Source organism: Chryseobacterium urinae, assembly GCF_030518295.1.
GTDB lineage: Bacteria > Bacteroidota > Bacteroidia > Flavobacteriales > Weeksellaceae > Chryseobacterium > Chryseobacterium mucoviscidosis.
On record NZ_JAULSJ010000005.1, the window covers coordinates 13,385 to 31,897 of the forward strand.

Annotated in this window: 16 protein-coding genes; 12 read left to right on the top strand and 4 right to left on the bottom strand. The window is 36.0% G+C overall.

Features of this window, described 5'->3' with window-relative positions:
- Positions 1-121: 121 nt before the first annotated feature.
- Together QWT87_RS04270 and QWT87_RS04275 are read right to left on the bottom strand one after the other, a co-directional pair.
- A complete protein-coding gene (locus QWT87_RS04270) occupies positions 122-328 on the bottom strand; it encodes a helix-turn-helix domain-containing protein (protein WP_029295495.1) in 207 nt (68 codons plus the stop codon).
- Positions 329-331: 3 nt separating this feature from the next.
- On the bottom strand, positions 332-874 hold the full coding sequence (locus tag QWT87_RS04275; protein ID WP_302713934.1) for a DUF2975 domain-containing protein: 543 nt from the start codon (positions 872-874) through the stop codon (positions 332-334).
- 190 nt (positions 875-1,064) lie between these two features.
- Here QWT87_RS04275 and QWT87_RS04280 point away from each other — a divergent pair, with 190 nt between their 5' ends.
- Together QWT87_RS04280 and QWT87_RS04285 are read left to right on the top strand one after the other, a co-directional pair.
- A complete protein-coding gene (locus tag QWT87_RS04280; RefSeq protein WP_302713936.1) occupies positions 1,065-2,459 on the top strand; it encodes an MATE family efflux transporter in 1,395 nt (464 codons plus the stop codon).
- A 172-nt stretch (positions 2,460-2,631) separates the two neighbouring features.
- Positions 2,632-2,751: a 30S ribosomal protein THX gene (locus QWT87_RS04285; RefSeq protein ID WP_302714293.1), complete on the top strand. Its 120-nt coding sequence runs from the start codon at positions 2,632-2,634 to the stop codon at positions 2,749-2,751.
- A 56-nt stretch (positions 2,752-2,807) separates the two neighbouring features.
- Here QWT87_RS04285 and QWT87_RS04290 read toward each other — a convergent pair whose 3' ends face one another.
- Both QWT87_RS04290 and QWT87_RS04295 read right to left on the bottom strand, forming a co-directional pair.
- Complete coding sequence (locus QWT87_RS04290; protein WP_076390670.1) at positions 2,808-3,461, bottom strand: DUF937 domain-containing protein; 654 nt, start codon at positions 3,459-3,461, stop codon at positions 2,808-2,810.
- A gap of 123 nt (positions 3,462-3,584) precedes the next feature.
- Positions 3,585-4,094: a DUF2480 family protein gene (locus QWT87_RS04295; RefSeq protein ID WP_302713940.1), complete on the bottom strand. Its 510-nt coding sequence runs from the start codon at positions 4,092-4,094 to the stop codon at positions 3,585-3,587.
- 78 nt (positions 4,095-4,172) lie between these two features.
- On the opposite strand from QWT87_RS04295, the gene lpxB reads away from it, so the two are divergent.
- The 10 genes from lpxB to QWT87_RS04345 all read left to right on the top strand — a co-directional run bounded on the left by lpxB (position 4,173) and on the right by QWT87_RS04345 (position 18,363).
- A complete protein-coding gene (lpxB, locus tag QWT87_RS04300) occupies positions 4,173-5,276 on the top strand; it encodes a lipid-A-disaccharide synthase (protein ID WP_302713942.1) in 1,104 nt (367 codons plus the stop codon).
- Positions 5,277-5,418: 142 nt separating this feature from the next.
- Positions 5,419-7,194: a ComEC/Rec2 family competence protein gene (locus QWT87_RS04305; RefSeq protein WP_302713944.1), complete on the top strand. Its 1,776-nt coding sequence runs from the start codon at positions 5,419-5,421 to the stop codon at positions 7,192-7,194.
- A 142-nt stretch (positions 7,195-7,336) separates the two neighbouring features.
- Positions 7,337-7,999 (top strand): succinate dehydrogenase cytochrome b subunit, encoded by a 663-nt coding sequence (locus QWT87_RS04310; protein WP_116097734.1) that lies wholly within the window; start codon positions 7,337-7,339, stop codon positions 7,997-7,999.
- Between the two features lie 15 nt (positions 8,000-8,014).
- On the top strand, positions 8,015-10,027 hold the full coding sequence (locus tag QWT87_RS04315) for a fumarate reductase/succinate dehydrogenase flavoprotein subunit (protein ID WP_076390674.1): 2,013 nt from the start codon (positions 8,015-8,017) through the stop codon (positions 10,025-10,027).
- A gap of 25 nt (positions 10,028-10,052) precedes the next feature.
- A complete protein-coding gene (locus QWT87_RS04320; RefSeq protein ID WP_076390676.1) occupies positions 10,053-10,820 on the top strand; it encodes a succinate dehydrogenase/fumarate reductase iron-sulfur subunit in 768 nt (255 codons plus the stop codon).
- A 135-nt stretch (positions 10,821-10,955) separates the two neighbouring features.
- Entirely contained in the window at positions 10,956-12,524 is a 1,569-nt protein-coding gene (locus QWT87_RS04325; RefSeq protein WP_302713948.1) for a TlpA family protein disulfide reductase, read from the top strand.
- A gap of 107 nt (positions 12,525-12,631) precedes the next feature.
- Positions 12,632-14,044, top strand: coding sequence for a 23S rRNA (uracil(1939)-C(5))-methyltransferase RlmD (gene rlmD, locus QWT87_RS04330; RefSeq protein WP_302713950.1), 1,413 nt, complete (start codon positions 12,632-12,634; stop codon positions 14,042-14,044).
- A gap of 76 nt (positions 14,045-14,120) precedes the next feature.
- Positions 14,121-14,603, top strand: a complete 483-nt coding sequence (locus QWT87_RS04335) for a DUF6452 family protein (protein ID WP_302713952.1) — start codon at positions 14,121-14,123, stop codon at positions 14,601-14,603.
- A complete protein-coding gene (locus tag QWT87_RS04340; protein ID WP_302713953.1) occupies positions 14,569-15,234 on the top strand; it encodes a DUF6048 family protein in 666 nt (221 codons plus the stop codon). Before QWT87_RS04335 ends, QWT87_RS04340 begins: the two co-directional genes overlap by 35 nt.
- Positions 15,235-15,654: 420 nt before the next feature.
- Positions 15,655-18,363, top strand: a complete 2,709-nt coding sequence (locus QWT87_RS04345) for a reprolysin-like metallopeptidase (protein ID WP_302713955.1) — start codon at positions 15,655-15,657, stop codon at positions 18,361-18,363.
- Positions 18,364-18,513 lie beyond the last annotated feature (150 nt).

An 18,513-nucleotide genomic window follows, 5' to 3' on the forward strand; every position in this document is an offset into this window, starting at 1 on the left:
TTTTTGTCAAATCTAAAAAGTAAGATCTGATATTATTGTTTGTGAATAATGGTTTTAAGGAAGTTTGTGAGGTTTGGGAATATTTTTAACGAATTTTTTAGTTTTAAAATCTTAAAGAATATTAATTTTTTACATATTCAAGGATGTCACCGGGTTGACAATCCAGTGCTTTGCATATGGCTTCCAGTGTTGAAAGCTTTACGGCTTTGGCTTTACCGGTTTTAAGAATGGAAAGATTAGCCTGAGTAATGCCAATTTTTTCGGCAAGTTCCTGAGACTGCATTTTCCTTTTCGCCAACATGACGTCTACGTTGATGATTATTGGCATAAATTAAATTGTTAAATCATTTTCAGTTTTAAGATCAACAGCTTGTTTATAAACCTGAGAAACAATATATATAATTGCAGATACCAAAAATAGCTGAAAATTTTGATTGTCAATGCTAAAATTAAAAGTAACTTTATTTAGTAAAGCTTCTGCAATTGTATCACTTATAATAGAAAAACATCCTAAAGCTAAAGTGTAATTAGCAATTTTTGAAATTATCTTGTAAATTTCTAATGAAAATGGACTCTTCATCTGAATTTTATTCGCCAGTTTTAAAACATTTGAAAAAAGTATAGTTTGTAATATTCCTAATATAATTGTCATAAAAAGAATCACTATTGAAACTTCTTTTTTTAATGACTGAATATCCTGCACGTGTAATTTTTTACTATCTATTTTTATTTTGCTTAAAACACCAACATCAATTCCAGCTATTTTTGCAATCAGTAAAATAGCAAGAAGAAATATGGTTATATAGGAGATGATTAAATAAAGCCATAAAAAAGTAGTAAGAATGCTCAAAATTGTAGATGAATAATTTTTCATAGTATTTTTTATTGCAAATATATAATTATTTATTGTTTTACGATAAAAAATTATTGAACTTTTTATTTTTCTGAGTTGATAAATGCGCTTTGACTGATCTGTTCAGAATCTTTTTCAGAAAACTTTTCATAAGCCAAGTTATAATCATTTTTGAATCTATATTTTTGCGGAATATAAAACCGAATCAACAATGTCAAAATACTTCAATTTTCTTAAAAAAGCGCTAAGCGGTGAAGAAGTCGACTACACCAAAGCAACGATAAGAAGTGCGGTTCTTCTTCTCGCCATTCCTATGATGCTGGAAATGGCAATGGAATCTGTATTTGCATTGGTGGATCTCTATTTCGTAGGACATCTTAAAGAAAGCGGATTTGCAATACAGACAGTGGGATTAACAGAATCTGTACTTTCCGTAATGTATTCCATCGCAATCGGGATGAGTATGGCGGCAACAGCAGTGGTAGCAAGAAGAGTGGGGGAGAAAAATCCCGAACAGGCTTCCAGAAGTGCAGCGCAGGTTTTGCTGGTCTCTTTTGCCATTACTTTTCTATTGAGTCTGCTTGGAGTGATCTACGCTGAGGAAATTTTAATTCTAATGGGTTCAAAGCCCGAAGCAGCAGCGTACGGAAAAGAATTCACAAGAATTATGATGGGAAGCAGTGTCATCATCATGCTTTTATTCTTAATCAACGGAATTTTTCGCGGCGCAGGAAATGCCGCGATTGCAATGAAATCTCTCTGGATCGCCAATATTGCCAATATAATTTTATGTCCGGTTTTAATCAAAGGTTTCGGTCCGGTTCCCGCTATGGGATTAACGGGAGCGGCTTTGGCAACCACCATCGGAAGAAGTATTGGAGTGATCTATCAGTTGTATCATCTTCTGATTGCAGATACGCAGATCAGAATTCAGTCAAAATATTTTAAACCCGACTTTGAAATCATTAAATCGGTTATCAAAATTGCAACTCCCGGAATTTTTCAGTTTGTAATTGCTTCCTGCAGTTGGATTTTTCTGGCTCAACTGGTCGCAACAACCGGCGGTGAAAATGCTTCTGCAGGATATCAGACGGCTCTGCGTTTAATGATGTTCTTTTTGCTTCCGGCTTGGGGATTAAGCAACGCCGCATCAACGTTAGTCGGACAAAATATGGGAGCCAACGAAATGTTGAGAGCAGAACAGTCCGTTATGAAAACTGTAAAGTATAATGTGATCTTTATGGTAACCGTAAGTATTATTTTCTTTTTTATGGGAGATTTTTTAGTCGGATTTTTCACCAACGAACCTGAAATTAAAACTATTGCTACCAATGCTTTGCATATTATGGCGGTAGGATTTATTTTCTACGGAATAGGAATGGTGATGATTAATGCTTTTAACGGAGCAGGAGATACCTGGACTCCGACTTGGGTTAATTTGTGCGGATTCTGGCTGTTCCAGATTCCTTTAGCGTATTTTCTTTCAAAATATTTCGGAATGGGACCGAAAGGTGTCTTTATATCGATTCCCGTAACCGAAACTTTAATCACCATCGTTGCTTTTATACTGTTTAAAAAAGGAAAATGGAAAACGGTAAAGGTGTAAAAGTATGGATGCTAGTTTTTTTTAACAAAGGTCGATTTACGCTTCAGTAATAAACTTCCAGCCTCTGTCTTCCAACTCCGGCTACAGAATTATAAAAATTTTAACAGCTTCAATCTTTGATTTTTACAGGGTATTTTTTAATTTCGTAATGAATCAACTAAAATTTATTTCTATGGGAAAAGGAGACAAAAAATCTAGAAGAGGTAAGATCAACAATGGAAGCTATGGAAAAAGAAGACCGAGAAAAGCTTCTAAAATAGTTGCCGCTTCAGAAGAAAAAGCTAAAAATTAAAATAAAAAGACCGGAGATTATTTTTTCTCCGGTCTTTTTTATGTAACAAAATTAAATTATTTTCCAAAAAATCCGCCAAGGATATCTCCCAATCCGCCTCCGCCTTGCTGCTTCTGCTGATTGCCTCCTCCAAGAACGCTCCCCAGAATGTCATTCAAAGGATTTCCGGACTGAGAATTTCCACCGCCCAAAACGCTTCCTAAAATATCATTCAACGGATTAGACTGCTGTTGCTGAGCCTGATTGGAAGCATTCCCAAGAATTCCTCCCAAAAGATCGCCTAAACCTCCTGCTCCTACATTGTTCTGTTGTTTTTCTTTTCCGATGTAGCCCATAATTACCGGAGCCAGCATCGCTAAAATAGGTCCCACTTTATCAATGGAAATTCCTGTATTTTGTGAAAGCTGATTTTCTACATTCGATTTATCTCCACCAAAAATATGGCTTAATATAGAACCTCCTTCAGCCTGTCTCGCATCTGCCTGAGAAACGTCGTCCAGAATACTTCCGTCGTGATCTTTATCCAAAGCGTTATTTAAAGCTTCAGCTTCATTCGCGTCCTGAGATTTGTTTCTAAGGTAAGAAATGATAAGCGGTGCCGCAACTGCCAGTAAAGCAATTACCTGCGTTTTGCTGATCCCGAATTTGTTTTCAGCCTGTTCAGCAACCTGGTTGCCGGTGTTCCCTGTAAGTAGGTCGATTAAACTCATAGTTTGTGTTTATTTTATTGTTAAGTCAACCAAAGTTATCAAAAAATATTCCCTAAAGATTTTTTTTAATCAAAAATTGAGATTTATTTTTGAAATTACCTATAAGTTATTGATTATCAATAATTAATTTTTTAAGATCGGAACATTGGAACATGCTTCACCAAACATCAGCGATTTCACGATCGGCTGAAGCTGTTCAACCAGTTCGATGTACGCGTTTTCAGGAATCTCTTTGTCTGAGCAGCCTTTTACCAACACTCTTTTTCCGCGCATTTCATCAAAATCATGGCTTTGAATGGCGTTGTGCATTAAAATAACTTCCAGATCCTCACGGTTTCCGAAAACTATTTTTTTGGTTACTTCGGTAAGTCTTGCCGTAATCAGGAAATATGCCCAAAGCGGAACGATCGCATCCGCAGAATTGTAGACGTACACATAAGCATCACGATACTCTTCAACATCAATGGCTGCCACTTTTTCGCGAAAATCTTTTTCCTTTAAGACCATTTCCATGAAAAGAAAATTTTTAAGATCAATTCCCTTTCTGGCTCCCTTCGGAACAAGATCCGTAAGATCAAAATTGATTAAACCGCTTTCCGCAACTTTATTCCGTATTTCAAATTCTTCTGACATTTTTTATCATTATCTTTGAACAAATTTACAAATTAAGATCGTACAACGTCTTATTTGTTCTCTATTCTGATTATAGAAATGAAATATTACATCATCGCAGGAGAGGCTTCCGGAGATTTGCACGGAAGCAATTTAATGAAAGCTTTGAAGCAGAAAGATTCCACTGCCGAATTCAGATTTTGGGGTGGCGATTTAATGGCGCAACAGGGCGGAACTTTGGTGAAACATTACCGCGATCTGGCTTTCATGGGATTTCTGGAAGTAGCCATGAATCTGCGAACCATTCTGAATAATATTAAATTCTGCAAAGAAGATATTAAAAACAACAGACCGGATGTTTTAATTTTGGTAGATTATCCCGGATTCAATTTAAGGATTGCAAAATTTGCCAAAGAATTAGGCATTAAAGTCGTTTACTATATTTCTCCGCAGCTTTGGGCATGGAAAGAGGGGAGGGTAGAGATCATCAAAAAATATGTGGATGAAATGATGGTGATTCTTCCGTTTGAGGAAGATTTCTACAAAAAACATGGGGTACATTCGCATTTTGTAGGTCATCCGTTGCTTGATGCGATTTCAACGCTGCAAAATATTGATGTTGAAGAATTTAAAAAGGAAAATGACTTAAACGAAAAAGAAATTATTGCGCTTTTGCCGGGTTCCAGAAAACAGGAAGTGGAAAAAATGCTGGAAATGATGCTTTCCGTAAGACCTTACTTTAAAGAATATCAGTTTGTTATCGCAGGAGCGCCGAGTTTGCCGAAAGAATTTTATCAGAATTATGTAGACGAAAATGTACATTTTGTTTCCAATAAAACGTATGATTTGTTGAGGTGTTCGAAAGCAGCTTTGGTAACATCGGGAACTGCCACGTTAGAAACTGCTTTACTGAATGTTCCGCAAGTAGTTTGCTACCGGGGAAGCAAAATTTCTTATGCGATTGCGAAAAGACTCGTTAAAAACATCAGATATATTTCTCTGGTGAATTTAATTATGGATCGTGAAGTCGTTAAAGAACTGATTCAGAATGATCTTAATACCAAAAATCTTGTTGAAGAATTAAAGAAAGTTCTTGAAGGCGAAAAAAGATCTCAGCTTTTAAGAGATTACGAATTGTTGAGAGAAAAACTAGGCGGAAAAGGAGCCAGTGAAAATGCGGCTGACGTTATTTTAAAGGTTTAAAAAATCAAATAAACTATAAAAAATCGTAGAAAATTTTTCTGCGATTTTTCTTTTATATCATGAATTTAAGTCAAAATTTAAGATTTTAAAATTTTGATTTGCCGATTGTTATTCAATTAAATATTTTTGAGATGCACAAATTTTGAAATTGAATAAACAGCCGATTTTAATTCTTGCCATCTCATTTATTTTGGGGATTTTTGTTCAGGATTTTTTTTCTCTGGATGAAAATTTTGTTTACTTCATTATCATCTTTTGTGCTTTCACTTTAGCCATTACTTTTCTTAAAAATTACTACCTCCATAAAGCGAAACCTTATTTACTCGGCTTTATGTTTTTCGGGGTCGGAATTATTCTGCATTTTTTCAATGCTTTTGCCTCCGGAAATATTTCGGTTTCTAAAAATGAAACCATTGTTTTTAAAATAGCTAAAAAACTGAATTCCAGTGCTAAAAATCGGAAGTATGAAGGTGTGATACAAGCCGGAAACCAAACTTTCAATGCTGTTATTTATATTCCGAAAAGCGAAAAGGAACTTGATTTTAAACATTATTATCAAGCTCAGGCTTACATTTCGAAGCCGAAGCTGCCACAATATGATTTTCAGTTCAATTATTCAAAATATCTTTTAAGGAAAAATATTGAATACCAGTGTTATATCAATAATGAAATTAAGGAAGCAGAAAGGAAAGATCTAAGCTTCACAGAGAAGTTTTCCCAGAAAAGACTGGAAGTTTTGCAAAGAATAGATGAAACCGGAATGTCTTCAAAGTCGAAAGAATTTTTAAAAGGAATTATTCTTGCCGACCGAACGGAAATGGATGCGCAGACGGTTCAGGATTTTAACCGTTCCGGATTGGTGCATTTTCTTGCGATTTCGGGAACACATATTGTCGTCATTTTCGGATTGTGTTATCTTTTACTAATTAAAATTTTACCATTAAAATTCAGAAAATACGCAATAATTTCCAGTTTAATTTTTATATGGTTATTTATTGTTTTTATCGGATTCGGAAGTTCTGTCTTGCGCTCAGGCTTAATGCTGAGTATTTATTTTGTTTACGTTTTGCTTCAAAGGAAACCCGATCTGCTGCATTCACTTTCCCTGTCTGCTTTTATCATTTTAATATTTGATACTCAACAGCTTTTTGATGTCGGTTTTCAGTTGAGTTTTTGTGCGGTTTTGGGGATTTACTGGCTGAATCAACCGATTTTGAATTATTTCCCGAAACAGGATAACCGGTTTAAAAAACTGATCTTTAATACAATTTCTATTTCTGTTTCTGCTCAGTTAGCAACGCTTCCTCTGGTTCTGTACTATTTTCATCAGTTTTCATTTATTTCAATTATTGCCAACTTTTTCATTGTTCCTTTTTCTGAAGCAATCATTGTTTTTTCATTTTTAATGACCACTTTAATTGCTTTTGATCTTGATTTCAATTTGATGAATGTCGCCTATGATTTTGTTATTAAGATTTTACTTACAATCATTCATTGGTTTGCAGATTTCAGTCATTTATTCATCGAAAATATTCCCATGAATCTAATCGAGGTTTTTGCATTATTTCTGATCATTTATTTTCTGAGATTTTTTATTCTGAAACCGAAATTGAAAAATGTTACAATAGTAATGATGACAGTTTTTATTTTTTACGCTTTAAGAACAGGTTGTAATTTCTATGAAAATCAGCGTGACGAAATTCTGTTTCATGATTTTTCTAAAACCCAAGTTTTGTCTGTAAAAAAAGGAAACAATGCCTGTTTCTGGATTGAGGAAAATTCAGATCATAGAAAAATGATTCAGTTTATAATTAATCCATATTGTTCTTCAAGAAGGATAAGTAATTATCAGATCAAAACCTTCCCGAAAGATGTAACAAGAGTAGTTTATAATGGCAAAATTTATAGTTTTAATTAATCATTACATTTTGTGTTTTTCCTTTATTTATAATATTTTAAGTCTTATTTAGAAAGATTACAAACTGGGTTTTTGTGAGATTTCTCACTTTTTGATATTGTTAACATTTCTTAATTTTGTGGAAAATCAAATTTAAACTTATATGGCAGGTTTAACGAGTTCTACGATAGGTAGAAAATATGCTATGGCATTATCAGCTCTGTTTTTGCTGATTTTTCTTATACTGCATTTGACGACCAATTTGTTATCAGTCCTAAACCGTGATGCATTCAATACCGCATCAGATTTCATGGGCTATAATCCTTTTGTGCAGTTCTTAATGCAGCCTATTCTTGGTTTTGCAGTCTTTTTCCATTTCATCATGGGATTTGTTCTTGAAATTAAGAATAACAAAGCACGTCCTGTGAAGTATGCAGCAAACAATGCTTCTGCAAATTCTTCATGGATGTCCAGAAATATGATTATTTCCGGATCTGTAGTGTTGGCTTTTCTGGCGCTTCACTTTTATGATTTCTGGTGGCATGAGATCAACTACAAGTATGTTGAGCAAATTACTCCGGATTCTGAACGTTTCTGGCCGGAACTTCACGAGAAGTTCGCAGATATCTGGAGAGTGGCTTTGTATGTAATTTCTTTCGTTTTGTTAGGGTTGCACTTGGCTCACGGATTTCAGTCTTCATTCCAGTCAATCGGGGCAAGACATCCAAAATATACGCCGGTAATTAAGGCTTTCGGAAAATGGTATTCTATCCTTATTCCTGCAGGTTTTATCATTATCGCAATTTATCACTTTGTAACTCAATAATATCAATATACTAATATGAGTAAATTAGATTCAAAAATTCCAGCGGGTCCTCTTAAGGATAAATGGAAAAATCATAAAGACCATATGAACCTTGTTGCACCAAACAACAGAGACAAGATTGATATTATTGTTGTAGGTACAGGTTTGGCAGGTGGTTCTGCGGCAGCTACTCTGGCTGAGCAAGGATATAACGTAAAAGCATTCTGTTATCAGGATTCTCCGAGAAGAGCGCACTCTATCGCTGCTCAGGGAGGTATCAACGCAGCTAAAAATTATCAGGGAGACGGTGACTCTACGTACAGATTGTTCTATGATACCATTAAAGGGGGAGACTACAGAGCAAGAGAGGCAAACGTTTACAGATTGGCTGAAGTTTCTGCAAATATTATCGACCAGTGCGTTGCTCAGGGAGTTCCTTTCGGGCGTGAGTACGGAGGTCAGTTAGATAACCGTTCATTTGGTGGGGTTCAGGTAAAAAGAACATTCTACGCAAAAGGACAGACAGGTCAGCAGTTATTATTAGGTGCTTATTCTGCAATGAGCCGTCAGATCGGTAAAGGCAGAATTAAAATGTACAACCGTCATGAAATGATGGATCTTGTGATCGTAGACGGAAAAGCAAGAGGAATCATCGCAAGAAATCTTGTAACAGGGGAAATCGAAAGACATTCTGCACACGCAGTGGTTATTGCTTCGGGAGGATACGGAAACGTATATTTCCTTTCTACAAACGCAATGGGTTCCAACGTTTCTGCAGCATGGAAGATTCACAAAAAAGGAGCGTATTTCGCAAATCCTTGTTATGTACAGATTCACCCGACGTGTATTCCGGTTCACGGAACACAGCAGTCTAAGCTTACTTTGATGTCTGAATCTTTAAGAAACTCCGGAAGAATCTGGGTTCCTAAAAAGATTGAAGATGCACAAGCGATCAGAGCAGGAAAATTAAGACCTGAAAACATCAAAGAAGAAGACAGAGATTATTATCTGGAAAGAAGATATCCTGCATTCGGTAACCTGGTTCCTAGAGACGTTGCTTCAAGAGCGGCTAAAGAAAGATGTGATGCCGGATACGGAATCGAAAATAACGATACTCAGGAAGGTGTTTACCTTGATTTCTCTACAGAGATCATGAAAAAAGGGAGAGAAGCTGCTATTGAGAAACACATCAGCAATCCTACGGATCAGCAGATTTATGATTTGGGTAAAAAGTGGGTTGAGGAGAAATATGGTAACCTTTTCGTAATGTACGAAAAAATTACAGCAGACGATCCTTACAAAACTCCGATGAAGATTTATCCTGCGGTTCACTATACCATGGGTGGGGTTTGGGTAGATTACAACTTACAGTCTACTATTCCGGGATGTTTCGTTATCGGGGAAGCAAACTTCTCAGATCACGGAGCCAACAGATTGGGAGCTTCTGCTTTGATGCAGGGACTTGCAGACGGATACTTCGTACTTCCTTACACCATTGCAGATTATCTTTCAGCAGATATCAGAACAGGAGCTATTCCTACAGCTTCTTCCGCATTTGACGAAGCTGAAAAAGGAATTAAAGAAAAAATTGATTTCTTCTTAAATAATAATGGAACCCATTCGGTAGATTATTTCCACAAGCAGTTAGGAAACATTATGTGGAATAAGGTAGGAATGGGAAGAACGCCTGAAGGTTTAAGAGAAGCCATCAGAGAAATTGAAGAAGTAAGAAACAATTTCTGGAAAGACGTAAAAGTTCCGGGAGATAATGACGGAATGAATACAGAACTTGAAAAAGCGTTCAGAGTTGCCGATTTCTTAGAGCTTGGACAGTTAATGGCTATCGATGCATTGCATAGAAACGAATCTTGTGGAGGACATTTCCGTGAAGACCACTCAACTCCGGACGGAGAGGCTGAAAGAGATGACGAAAATTACAAATATGTAGGAGCTTGGGAATATCAGGGAAGCGATATCAACGCGGAAGTGTTGCATAAAGAAGAACTGATCTACGACAACATCGAAGTTAAAACAAGAAGTTACAAATAATCTCCAATCTTTTAAATATACAATTATGAGTGCAAAAAAAGGCTTACATCTTACGCTGAAAATTTGGAGACAAAAAAATAATAAATCTAAAGGTCAGTTTGAGACTTATAAAATATCGGATGTTTCTACAGATTCTTCATTTCTGGAGATGTTGGACATCCTTAACGAGAGTTTAATTAACGAAGGAAAAGAGCCGGTAGCTTTCGATCACGACTGTCGTGAAGGAATCTGCGGAATGTGTTCCCTTTACATCAACGGTAGAGCACACGGTCCGGATACAGGAATTACAACCTGTCAGCTTCACATGAGAATGTTTAAAGATGGTGAAACCATCGTTATCGAACCTTGGAGAAGTGCGGCTTTCCCGGTTATTAAAGACTTAATGGTAGACAGAAGCGCATTCGACAGAGTAATGGCTGCAGGTGGTTTCATTTCGGTGAATACTTCAGGTAATACTTTGGACGCCAATGCAATTCCGGTTCCTAAAGAAGATGCTGACAAAGCAATGGACGCTGCTGCCTGTATCGGATGCGGAGCTTGTGTGGCTACCTGTAAAAACGGATCTGCAATGCTTTTCGTAGGGGCTAAAGTTTCTCAGTACGCACTTTTACCGCAGGGTAGAGTAGAAGCGAAGAGACGAGTGCTGAACATGGTAAAAGCCATGGACGAAGAAGGATTCGGAAACTGTTCAAACACAGGAGCTTGTGAAGTAGAATGTCCGAAAGGAATTTCTCTTGAAAACATTGCCCGAATGAACAGAGAATTTATCACAGCTTTTGCTGACAGAGGATAAAATCTATCGAGATAACATAAAAAATCGTCTCCTCACCGGATGGCGATTTTTTTTAGTTAAATCTTTCATAAAAGTAATATTTAATTGCTTTTAGTTTAATGAAAAAACTATTTTTGCGTAATTATAAAATTCAAAATGAAAAAATATCTTTTATTGTTTATCATCGCGGTTTTTGCGATGTCTTGCTCTAAAAAAGTAGAAGTAAAAGGAAAAATCACGGGAGGTTCTCCATTGGAGAGAATCGAATTAATAGAAGCTTCGGGAGTAGCAACTTTACCATTAATGAACATCGGGGTAAATAAAGACGGAAATTTCACAGGAAATTTCGATGCTCCGAAAAGCGGAATGTATCTTCTTTCTTACGGGGGGAAAAGAAATTTAATCTATCTTAAAGGAGGTCAGAAACTTGAAATTTCAGGTAATGCAATGACTTTCCCGACTGAATATGTGATCACGGGAGATGCGAAGAATAACAACGATTTCTTCATGGCTACCCAGAAATATCTCGCAACGTATGCTCAGACAGTTAACATGAATGAGCTGATGACGAAAGATGAAAAAACCTTCCTTAAGGGAATGGAAAAAGTTCAGGCAGATGTTAATAAAAACATCGATGAAAATGTTAAGAAGTTTAGTCCGGATAATGAAGTGGTTACGTGGAAGAAAAATGATCTTTCAACAACTTTGCTTACCATCCTGAACCAGTACGAAATGGGGCACAAGCAAATGGGCAATCCTTCATTTAAAGTAACGAAAGCTTTTACAGATTTTACCAATAAACTGGAAGAAAATAAAGAAGTACTGGTAAAAGAACATCCTTTATACAGAGAATATCTTTTAACCAAAATGAGCCCTGATTTTCAGAAATATGCTCAGGCAAAAACTGCAGGGAAAACGGATGTTACTACTTCAGAATTATTTACAGAATATTTAAAGAAAAATCAAAAAGATCTTTCACAGACGGCTAAAGACTATTTATTGGCATTCGTAATGGCGCAGTCGGATATTCATCCTGGTTCACCTGAAAAAACGGTTGAGAAGATCAAAAAAATTATCAACGAAGATATTAAAGATGCTACGATTAAAGAAGATCTAAAGAAAATTCAGTTTGCTATCAACGGATTCAAAATTGGAGAACAGGCTCCTGAAGCTTCTTTGGTGAAAGCAGACGGAAAATCGTACAATCTTTCTGAAAATAAAGGAAAACCATATTTGTTATCTTTTTATGCTTCTTGGAATCCTTATATCGGAGAGGCTACCATTCCTGTATTGAAAGAAGTAGTAAATTTTTACAAATCTAAAATGAATTTTGTTTTTGTAAACGTAGACGATACAAAAGACCAGTTTGTGAAAACAAGCAGCTCTTTACTAAAAGGAATTACCGGAACTAATGTTTACGGTGAAAACGGATTAAATTCTGATATTGCTAAAAAATACGGAGTTTACGGATTTAAGTTGCCTTGCTTTATCGTGGTAGATAAAGACGGTAAAATTGCAAGCAAGCCGTTCTTCAACTTAGGAGATCCGGAATTGGTAACGGTTTTAGACAAGCAAACAGGTCTTTCTGCTCCAAAGGTAAATCCTAACGTTCAGTTACAACCGGGATTAGGGATGGATCCTGCAGTAGTTGCGGCTCAGCAGCAGCAAGCAGCACAACAGGCTCCTCAGCAACAGGCAAATCCTCAGCCGGCTCAGACAAAATAATTTAAATTGAGTACAGATATAAACCTTATCTTCGGATAAGGTTTTTTTTATTGTATTTTTGCAGACTGAAACGTAAAAGTTTCATTAGGAAAATAGAAAATCGTACAATGAGCAGAAAGAATAAGAAAAATTTAATTCTTGAAAATATAAAACTCTTAAATGCAGGAGCTAAAGGAGTGGCAATAGGAAGAACGGAAGAAGGGAAAACCGTAATGGTTTCCGGAGCGATTCCGGGAGATGTGGTAAATGTAAGAGTGAAAAAAGCAAAGTCCAAATACTACGAAGGTGAAGCTTTGGAAGTTCTTGAAAAATCGCCTTACAGAGTAGAGCCGAAATGTGTTCACTTCGGAGTTTGCGGAGGCTGTAAATGGCAGAATATGAGCTATGAAAAGCAACTTGCTTTCAAACAGGAAGAAGTGTACAATAATATTAAACGAATCGGAGGGATTGAAAACTTTGAGACCGTTCCAATTTTAGGTTCGGAAGAACAATATTTTTACCGAAATAAAATGGAGTTTTCTTTCTCCAATTCCCGTTGGCTTACCCAATATGAGATCAGTTCCGAAGAAAATTTCGGCAGCAGAGATGCTTTAGGGTTTCATATTCCGGGGATGTGGAGCAAAATTCTTGATCTTAAAGAATGTTTCCTTCAGGAAGATCCTTCGAATGCGATCCGATTGGCAGTGAAACAGTATGCTGTAAATGAAGGTTTAGACTTCTTTGATGTCCGCAATCACGAAGGTTTTTTAAGAACTTTAATGATGAGACAGAACTCAAAAGGCGAATGGATGGTTCTTTTCCAGCTTTTCAGGGAAGAAAAAGAAAACAGAGAAAAACTTTTCAGCTTTTTGCTTGAAAAATTCCCGCAGATCAAGACTTTGGTCTACGCGATTAATCCGAAAGCCAACGATTCTATTTACGATCTGGATATCAATGTGTATTTCGGGGAAGGGTATTTAATGGAAGAAATGGATGGTCTGAAGTTTAAAATCGGTCCAAAATCATTCTTTCAGACCAATTATAAACAGGCGCTGGAATTATACAGAAAAACGCTTGAATTTGCAGATTTAAAAGGAGATGAAGTAGTGTATGATCTTTATACAGGTACAGGAACAATCGCTCAGTATGTCGCAAGAAAAGCAAAGCAGGTAATAGGGATAGAATCTGTACAGGAAGCCATAGATGCAGCGATTGAACACGCAGAACTGAATGGTCTTACGAATACAACGTTCTATTGCGGAGATATGAAAGACATTTTCAATGATGACTTTCTGGCGAATCATCCGAAAGCAGATGTTCTCATCACGGATCCTCCAAGAGACGGAATGCACCAGAAAGTGGTTGAGCAGATTTTAAAACTTTCACCGGAAAAAGTAGTTTATGTAAGCTGTAATTCTGCTACACAGGCAAGAGATTTAGCCTTAATGAAAGAACAGTATGATGTGGTAAAGATTTTACCGGTGGATATGTTCCCGCAGACACATCACGTAGAAAATATTGCTTTGCTGATTAAGAAATAATTTAATTACTTTTGAAGGAATCAAATCTTAAGATGAAATGCCGGATTTGTCCGGTAAAGTAAAACAAAATGTTCAGATGAAATATTTTAAATTTTTAATCACCATTTCTTTTATCAGTCTGCTTTTTTCATGTGGCGGCGATAATGATATCTGTGAAAGTGGGGAAGGAACTCCACGAATGAAAGTTTCTTTCAAAACACAGGCAACCGATAAGGAAAAAACACTGGATTCTCTGTATGTAGCAGTAGATTATGGCTCCGGAAAAGTACAGTTGGGAGGACAGGCTGAAATTACATCAAGAGTTATTCCTTTAAGAGTAGACAATTCAACTTATACGGATGTTTATTTCAGAATTACCAACAAAGGTTCTGAATCTAAAGTAAGGATAAATTATACCACGAAATCTGCATATGTTTCTCCGGGTTGCGGAATAAAGCTTACCTACGAAAATTTAAATTCAGTATTAGATCCAACGACAACCACTCCGGTAAAAGAAATCCAGGCCGGACAAAATTTTATAGAGAATGAAGACAAGACTAATCTTTTCCTTCTTTTTTAGTATAATCAGTCTTCTGGGTTTTGCTCAGGAGAAAAAAGAAAAGGAAACTGCAAAGGAAAAATGGAAATATGAACCCAATTTCATGATCGGTTTTGATGTTCTGAATACGGGAGTTTCTTTCTTTTCAGACAGAAATCTGTATCAGGGTTTTGTATCTTCAAAGCTGAAAGATAATCTTCATGCCATAGCAGAAGCCGGTTTTGAATCTAATATTTACCAGAAAAACGGTTATGACGGAAAAGCAAACGGTCCTTTCGTGAAGATCGGAGCCTTTTATATGCTGGCAAAAGACCTTGAAAATGAATTCAATGGTTTCTATGCGGGTGGAAAAGTAGCCGGTTCCTTTTATAAACAGGAATATATGGCGGTTCCCGTTCGTGGCTACGGTGGAAGCAGCTCCACAATTTCATTTCCTTCTTCTGCACAGTCATCCTATTGGCTGGAAGGAACATTGGGAGGAAGAGTACAGCTTTTTGAATCCAATTTCTACATTGATGTCAATCTTCAGCCGCGATATCTGGTGTATACCACAAAACAGGACGAAATCCAGCCCATGATCGTTCCGGGATTCGGAAGAAGCTCTTCTAAATTCGGAATGGGCTTCGCGTGGAACCTGGCGTATAAATTTTAAATCAGCACATTAAGCAAAGTAATCCTTTTGAATTTTTAAAGGGTTATATTTTAAATAAAATTTTTAATCTATTACATGTTAATTGTTAAAATTAATATATAAATATGATTTTTATGTTGTTTTTTTAATTAAAGTTGTTTTTTTTGATATTTTTTATTTGATTTTTAAGTAATCTATGAGTATTTTTGAAATATTAAAAATATTCTTAATATGAAAAAACTCATTACTACTTTTTTATGTAGTTTAATTGGAGGTACAGCTATTGCGCAATGGACTCCAACTACATTAGCAGGTAGATCGGAAAAATCTTCTAATGTTAGAAGTTACTATAAGTTAGATCTTGTAAAAATAAGAAGTCAACTTAAAGATGCACAAGAATCAGGAAAAAATGCTAAACCCGTAGAAATTTCATTGCCAACGATGGATGGTAAGATCGAAAGATTTTCAGTGTATAGCTTTCCGGTCGTAGTAAAAGAATTAGCAGATCAGTATCAATTGGGATCATATGTTGGTGTAGGAATTGATGATCCTTCTAAATATTTGAGATTTTCCGTCGCTCCAAATGATTTCCAGTCAATGGTTATTAAAGATGGAGTTTACGAATTTATTGAACCTCAAAATGCTGATAAAACAATTTACGGAGTACATCCTAAAACTAATAAGGCTCAAGGAGGTTTTGTTTGTAGTATGAATGAAAGTGTATTATCGAAAAAACAAATAGACGCTTTATATTCAAGAGGAAAAACATTTGATAAAAACCCTACTAACTTTGCTAAATCTTCTGATCAGAAATACAGAACCATGAGATTAGCAATGTCTGTAACAGGTGAGTATACGCAGTTTTTTGGTGGAACGGTAGCTGGAGCTCTTACTGCGATTAATGCCACAATGACTAGGGTAAATGGTGTTTTTGAAAAAGATTTTGCATTGCACTTAATTCTACAGAATTTCCCGGGAGTTATTTACACTAATGCTGCCACAGATCCATATTCTTCTGCGTCTGCCGGTGCAGGAGGTGCTTGGAATCTTGAATTACAAAATACCTTAACAGCAAATGTAGGAAATGCGAACTATGACATTGGTCATTTATTCGGTGCTTCCGGAGGTGGGGGAAATGCAGGATGTATTGGTTGTGTATGTACAGATCCTACTACTGCTGAACCAGAAGGTAAAGGATCCGGATTCACCTCTCCTGCAGATGGAATTCCTCAGGGAGACAATTTTGATATAGATTACGTAGCTCACGAGATGGGGCATCAATTAGGAGCTAACCACACATTTTCTATGGATGTAGAAGGAACAGGTGTTAATATGGAACCAGGATCAGGTTCTACTATTATGGGATACGCTGGTATTACTGGGGCTACAGATGTACAGGCGCACTCAGATCCTTACTTCCATGTTGCAAGTATTTTGCAGGTTGAAGATAATCTTACTACCACAACCTGTGATATTGAAACTTCTGTTACAAATAATCCTCCGGTAATAGGAGCCCTTTCAGATTATACAATTCCGAAAGGAACTGCATTTGTTCTTACGGGAACAGCTACAGATCCTGAAAATGATCCAATGACTTATACTTGGGAACAATTTGATGATACAGATATTCCGGTAACAAGTGTAACAGGAAATAACACAACAGGAGCATTGTTTAGATCTTTGTCTCCAACAGCTACAGGAAATACAAGATATTTTCCAAAATTATCTTCAGTATTAGCCGGAAACCTTACAGTTCCTGCAGACTGGGAAACTGTTTCGAATGTTGCAAGACCTACCAATTTTGTATTAACAGTAAGAGATAATAACCCAACCACAACATCTCAGCAAACACAAAGTGATATTTTAACGGTTACGGTAAGTAATGACGGACCATTTAAAATCAACACTACTCAGGTTTATCACAATGCTCCATCAATTGTATCATGGGATGTAGCAAATACTGCTGCTGCTCCGTATAATTCTGCAAACGTAAAAATTGATTATACAACAAATAACGGAACAACTTGGACTGTTCTTTCTGCTTCTACGCCTAACGATGGATCAGAAACTTATACTTTTCCGGCTGCATTAAATGGACAGAATATTAAATTAAGAATTTCATCAATAGGAAATGTTTTCTATGCAGTTAAGCAAATGTTGGTAACAAGTGCTGCAACTTGTAATGGAAGTGCTCCTACTGGTATTGCAATTTCTAATGTTACAACTTCTTCTGCTGTGATAAGTTGGAACTCAATTTTAAATGCTACTTACCAGATAAGATATAAAAAAGTTACTGAAACAGCATGGCAACAAACAACTTCTTCTACCAATACTGTTACTTTAAATAGTCTGGAAGAAGGAGTTAAATATGATGTACAAGTTGCAGCAGTTTGCTCAGGAACTTTAGGTACATTCTCTGCGAATAATCAATTCGTTACTCAATCATCAGTTTCATATTGTGCATTATCATCAGCTGATCCATCAGAAGAATACATTTCTAATGTTACATTGGCAAATCTTAATAACACTTCAGGAGCAAGTACCTATACAGATTACGGAACTGACCCTACAAAAACTATTAATCTGATAAGCGGATCTAATAATAATACAGTTTCCGTAACCAAGACTTGGCCTATTGATATATATTCTGAGGCAGTAAGAGTATGGATTGATTTCAATAGAGATGGAACATTTGATACAAGTGAAATGGTAATGAATGCAGCAGCAAATTCAACTCCAACAGTAAGTGCTACGTTTACAGTACCATCTACAGCAGTTCAAAATAAGATGCTTAAAATGAGAGTTGCATTACGTTATAGTACATCACCAGAAGCATGTACATCTTATACTTATGGGGAAGTTGAAGACTATAACGTATTCATTACATCAACTATTTTATCAACAAGCGATATTAGTAATCCGGAAAGTAATATTCAGATATATCCAAATCCAGCTTCAGATGTTTTAAACATAACTAAAGTTTCAGATAAAGCTAATTACAAAATTTATGGAGCTACCGGACAATTAATAAAACAAGGAGATGTTAAAAATGGTCAAGTTGTTATTTCTGAATTGATTAAAGGCGGATATGTAATTTCCGTTGAAGAAAGAGGTAAAGAATTATTTACGGCTAAATTTATTAAAAAATAATAAAAAATTAACCTAATTATTAATGATAAAATAATCTCCAGATATTTCTGGAGATTATTTATTTTTTATCAAATTACGATGCCAAAAAATATTTTTTAGATTAAAAAATGTGTTAATATAATATTTGTGACATAAAATAGTTATATTTGG

Excerpts from the sequence above, each read along its gene's own strand:
- QWT87_RS04270 (WP_029295495.1), bottom strand. The coding sequence starts at position 328 with ATGCCAATAATCATCAACGTAGACGTCATGTTGGCGAAAAGGAAAATG.
- QWT87_RS04325 (WP_302713948.1), top strand. The coding sequence starts at position 10,956 with ATGAAAAAATATCTTTTATTGTTTATCATCGCGGTTTTTGCGATGTCT.
- QWT87_RS04345 (WP_302713955.1), top strand. The coding sequence starts at position 15,655 with ATGGATGGTAAGATCGAAAGATTTTCAGTGTATAGCTTTCCGGTCGTA.
- QWT87_RS04295 (WP_302713940.1), bottom strand. The coding sequence starts at position 4,094 with ATGTCAGAAGAATTTGAAATACGGAATAAAGTTGCGGAAAGCGGTTTA.
- QWT87_RS04275 (WP_302713934.1), bottom strand. The coding sequence starts at position 874 with ATGAAAAATTATTCATCTACAATTTTGAGCATTCTTACTACTTTTTTA.
- QWT87_RS04320 (WP_076390676.1), top strand. The coding sequence starts at position 10,053 with ATGAGTGCAAAAAAAGGCTTACATCTTACGCTGAAAATTTGGAGACAA.
- rlmD (WP_302713950.1), top strand. The coding sequence starts at position 12,632 with ATGAGCAGAAAGAATAAGAAAAATTTAATTCTTGAAAATATAAAACTC.
- QWT87_RS04290 (WP_076390670.1), bottom strand. The coding sequence starts at position 3,461 with ATGAGTTTAATCGACCTACTTACAGGGAACACCGGCAACCAGGTTGCT.
- QWT87_RS04315 (WP_076390674.1), top strand. The coding sequence starts at position 8,015 with ATGAGTAAATTAGATTCAAAAATTCCAGCGGGTCCTCTTAAGGATAAA.
- QWT87_RS04285 (WP_302714293.1), top strand. The coding sequence starts at position 2,632 with ATGGGAAAAGGAGACAAAAAATCTAGAAGAGGTAAGATCAACAATGGA.
- QWT87_RS04280 (WP_302713936.1), top strand. The coding sequence starts at position 1,065 with ATGTCAAAATACTTCAATTTTCTTAAAAAAGCGCTAAGCGGTGAAGAA.
- lpxB (WP_302713942.1), top strand. The coding sequence starts at position 4,173 with ATGAAATATTACATCATCGCAGGAGAGGCTTCCGGAGATTTGCACGGA.
- QWT87_RS04340 (WP_302713953.1), top strand. The coding sequence starts at position 14,569 with ATGAAGACAAGACTAATCTTTTCCTTCTTTTTTAGTATAATCAGTCTT.
- QWT87_RS04335 (WP_302713952.1), top strand. The coding sequence starts at position 14,121 with ATGAAATATTTTAAATTTTTAATCACCATTTCTTTTATCAGTCTGCTT.
- QWT87_RS04310 (WP_116097734.1), top strand. The coding sequence starts at position 7,337 with ATGGCAGGTTTAACGAGTTCTACGATAGGTAGAAAATATGCTATGGCA.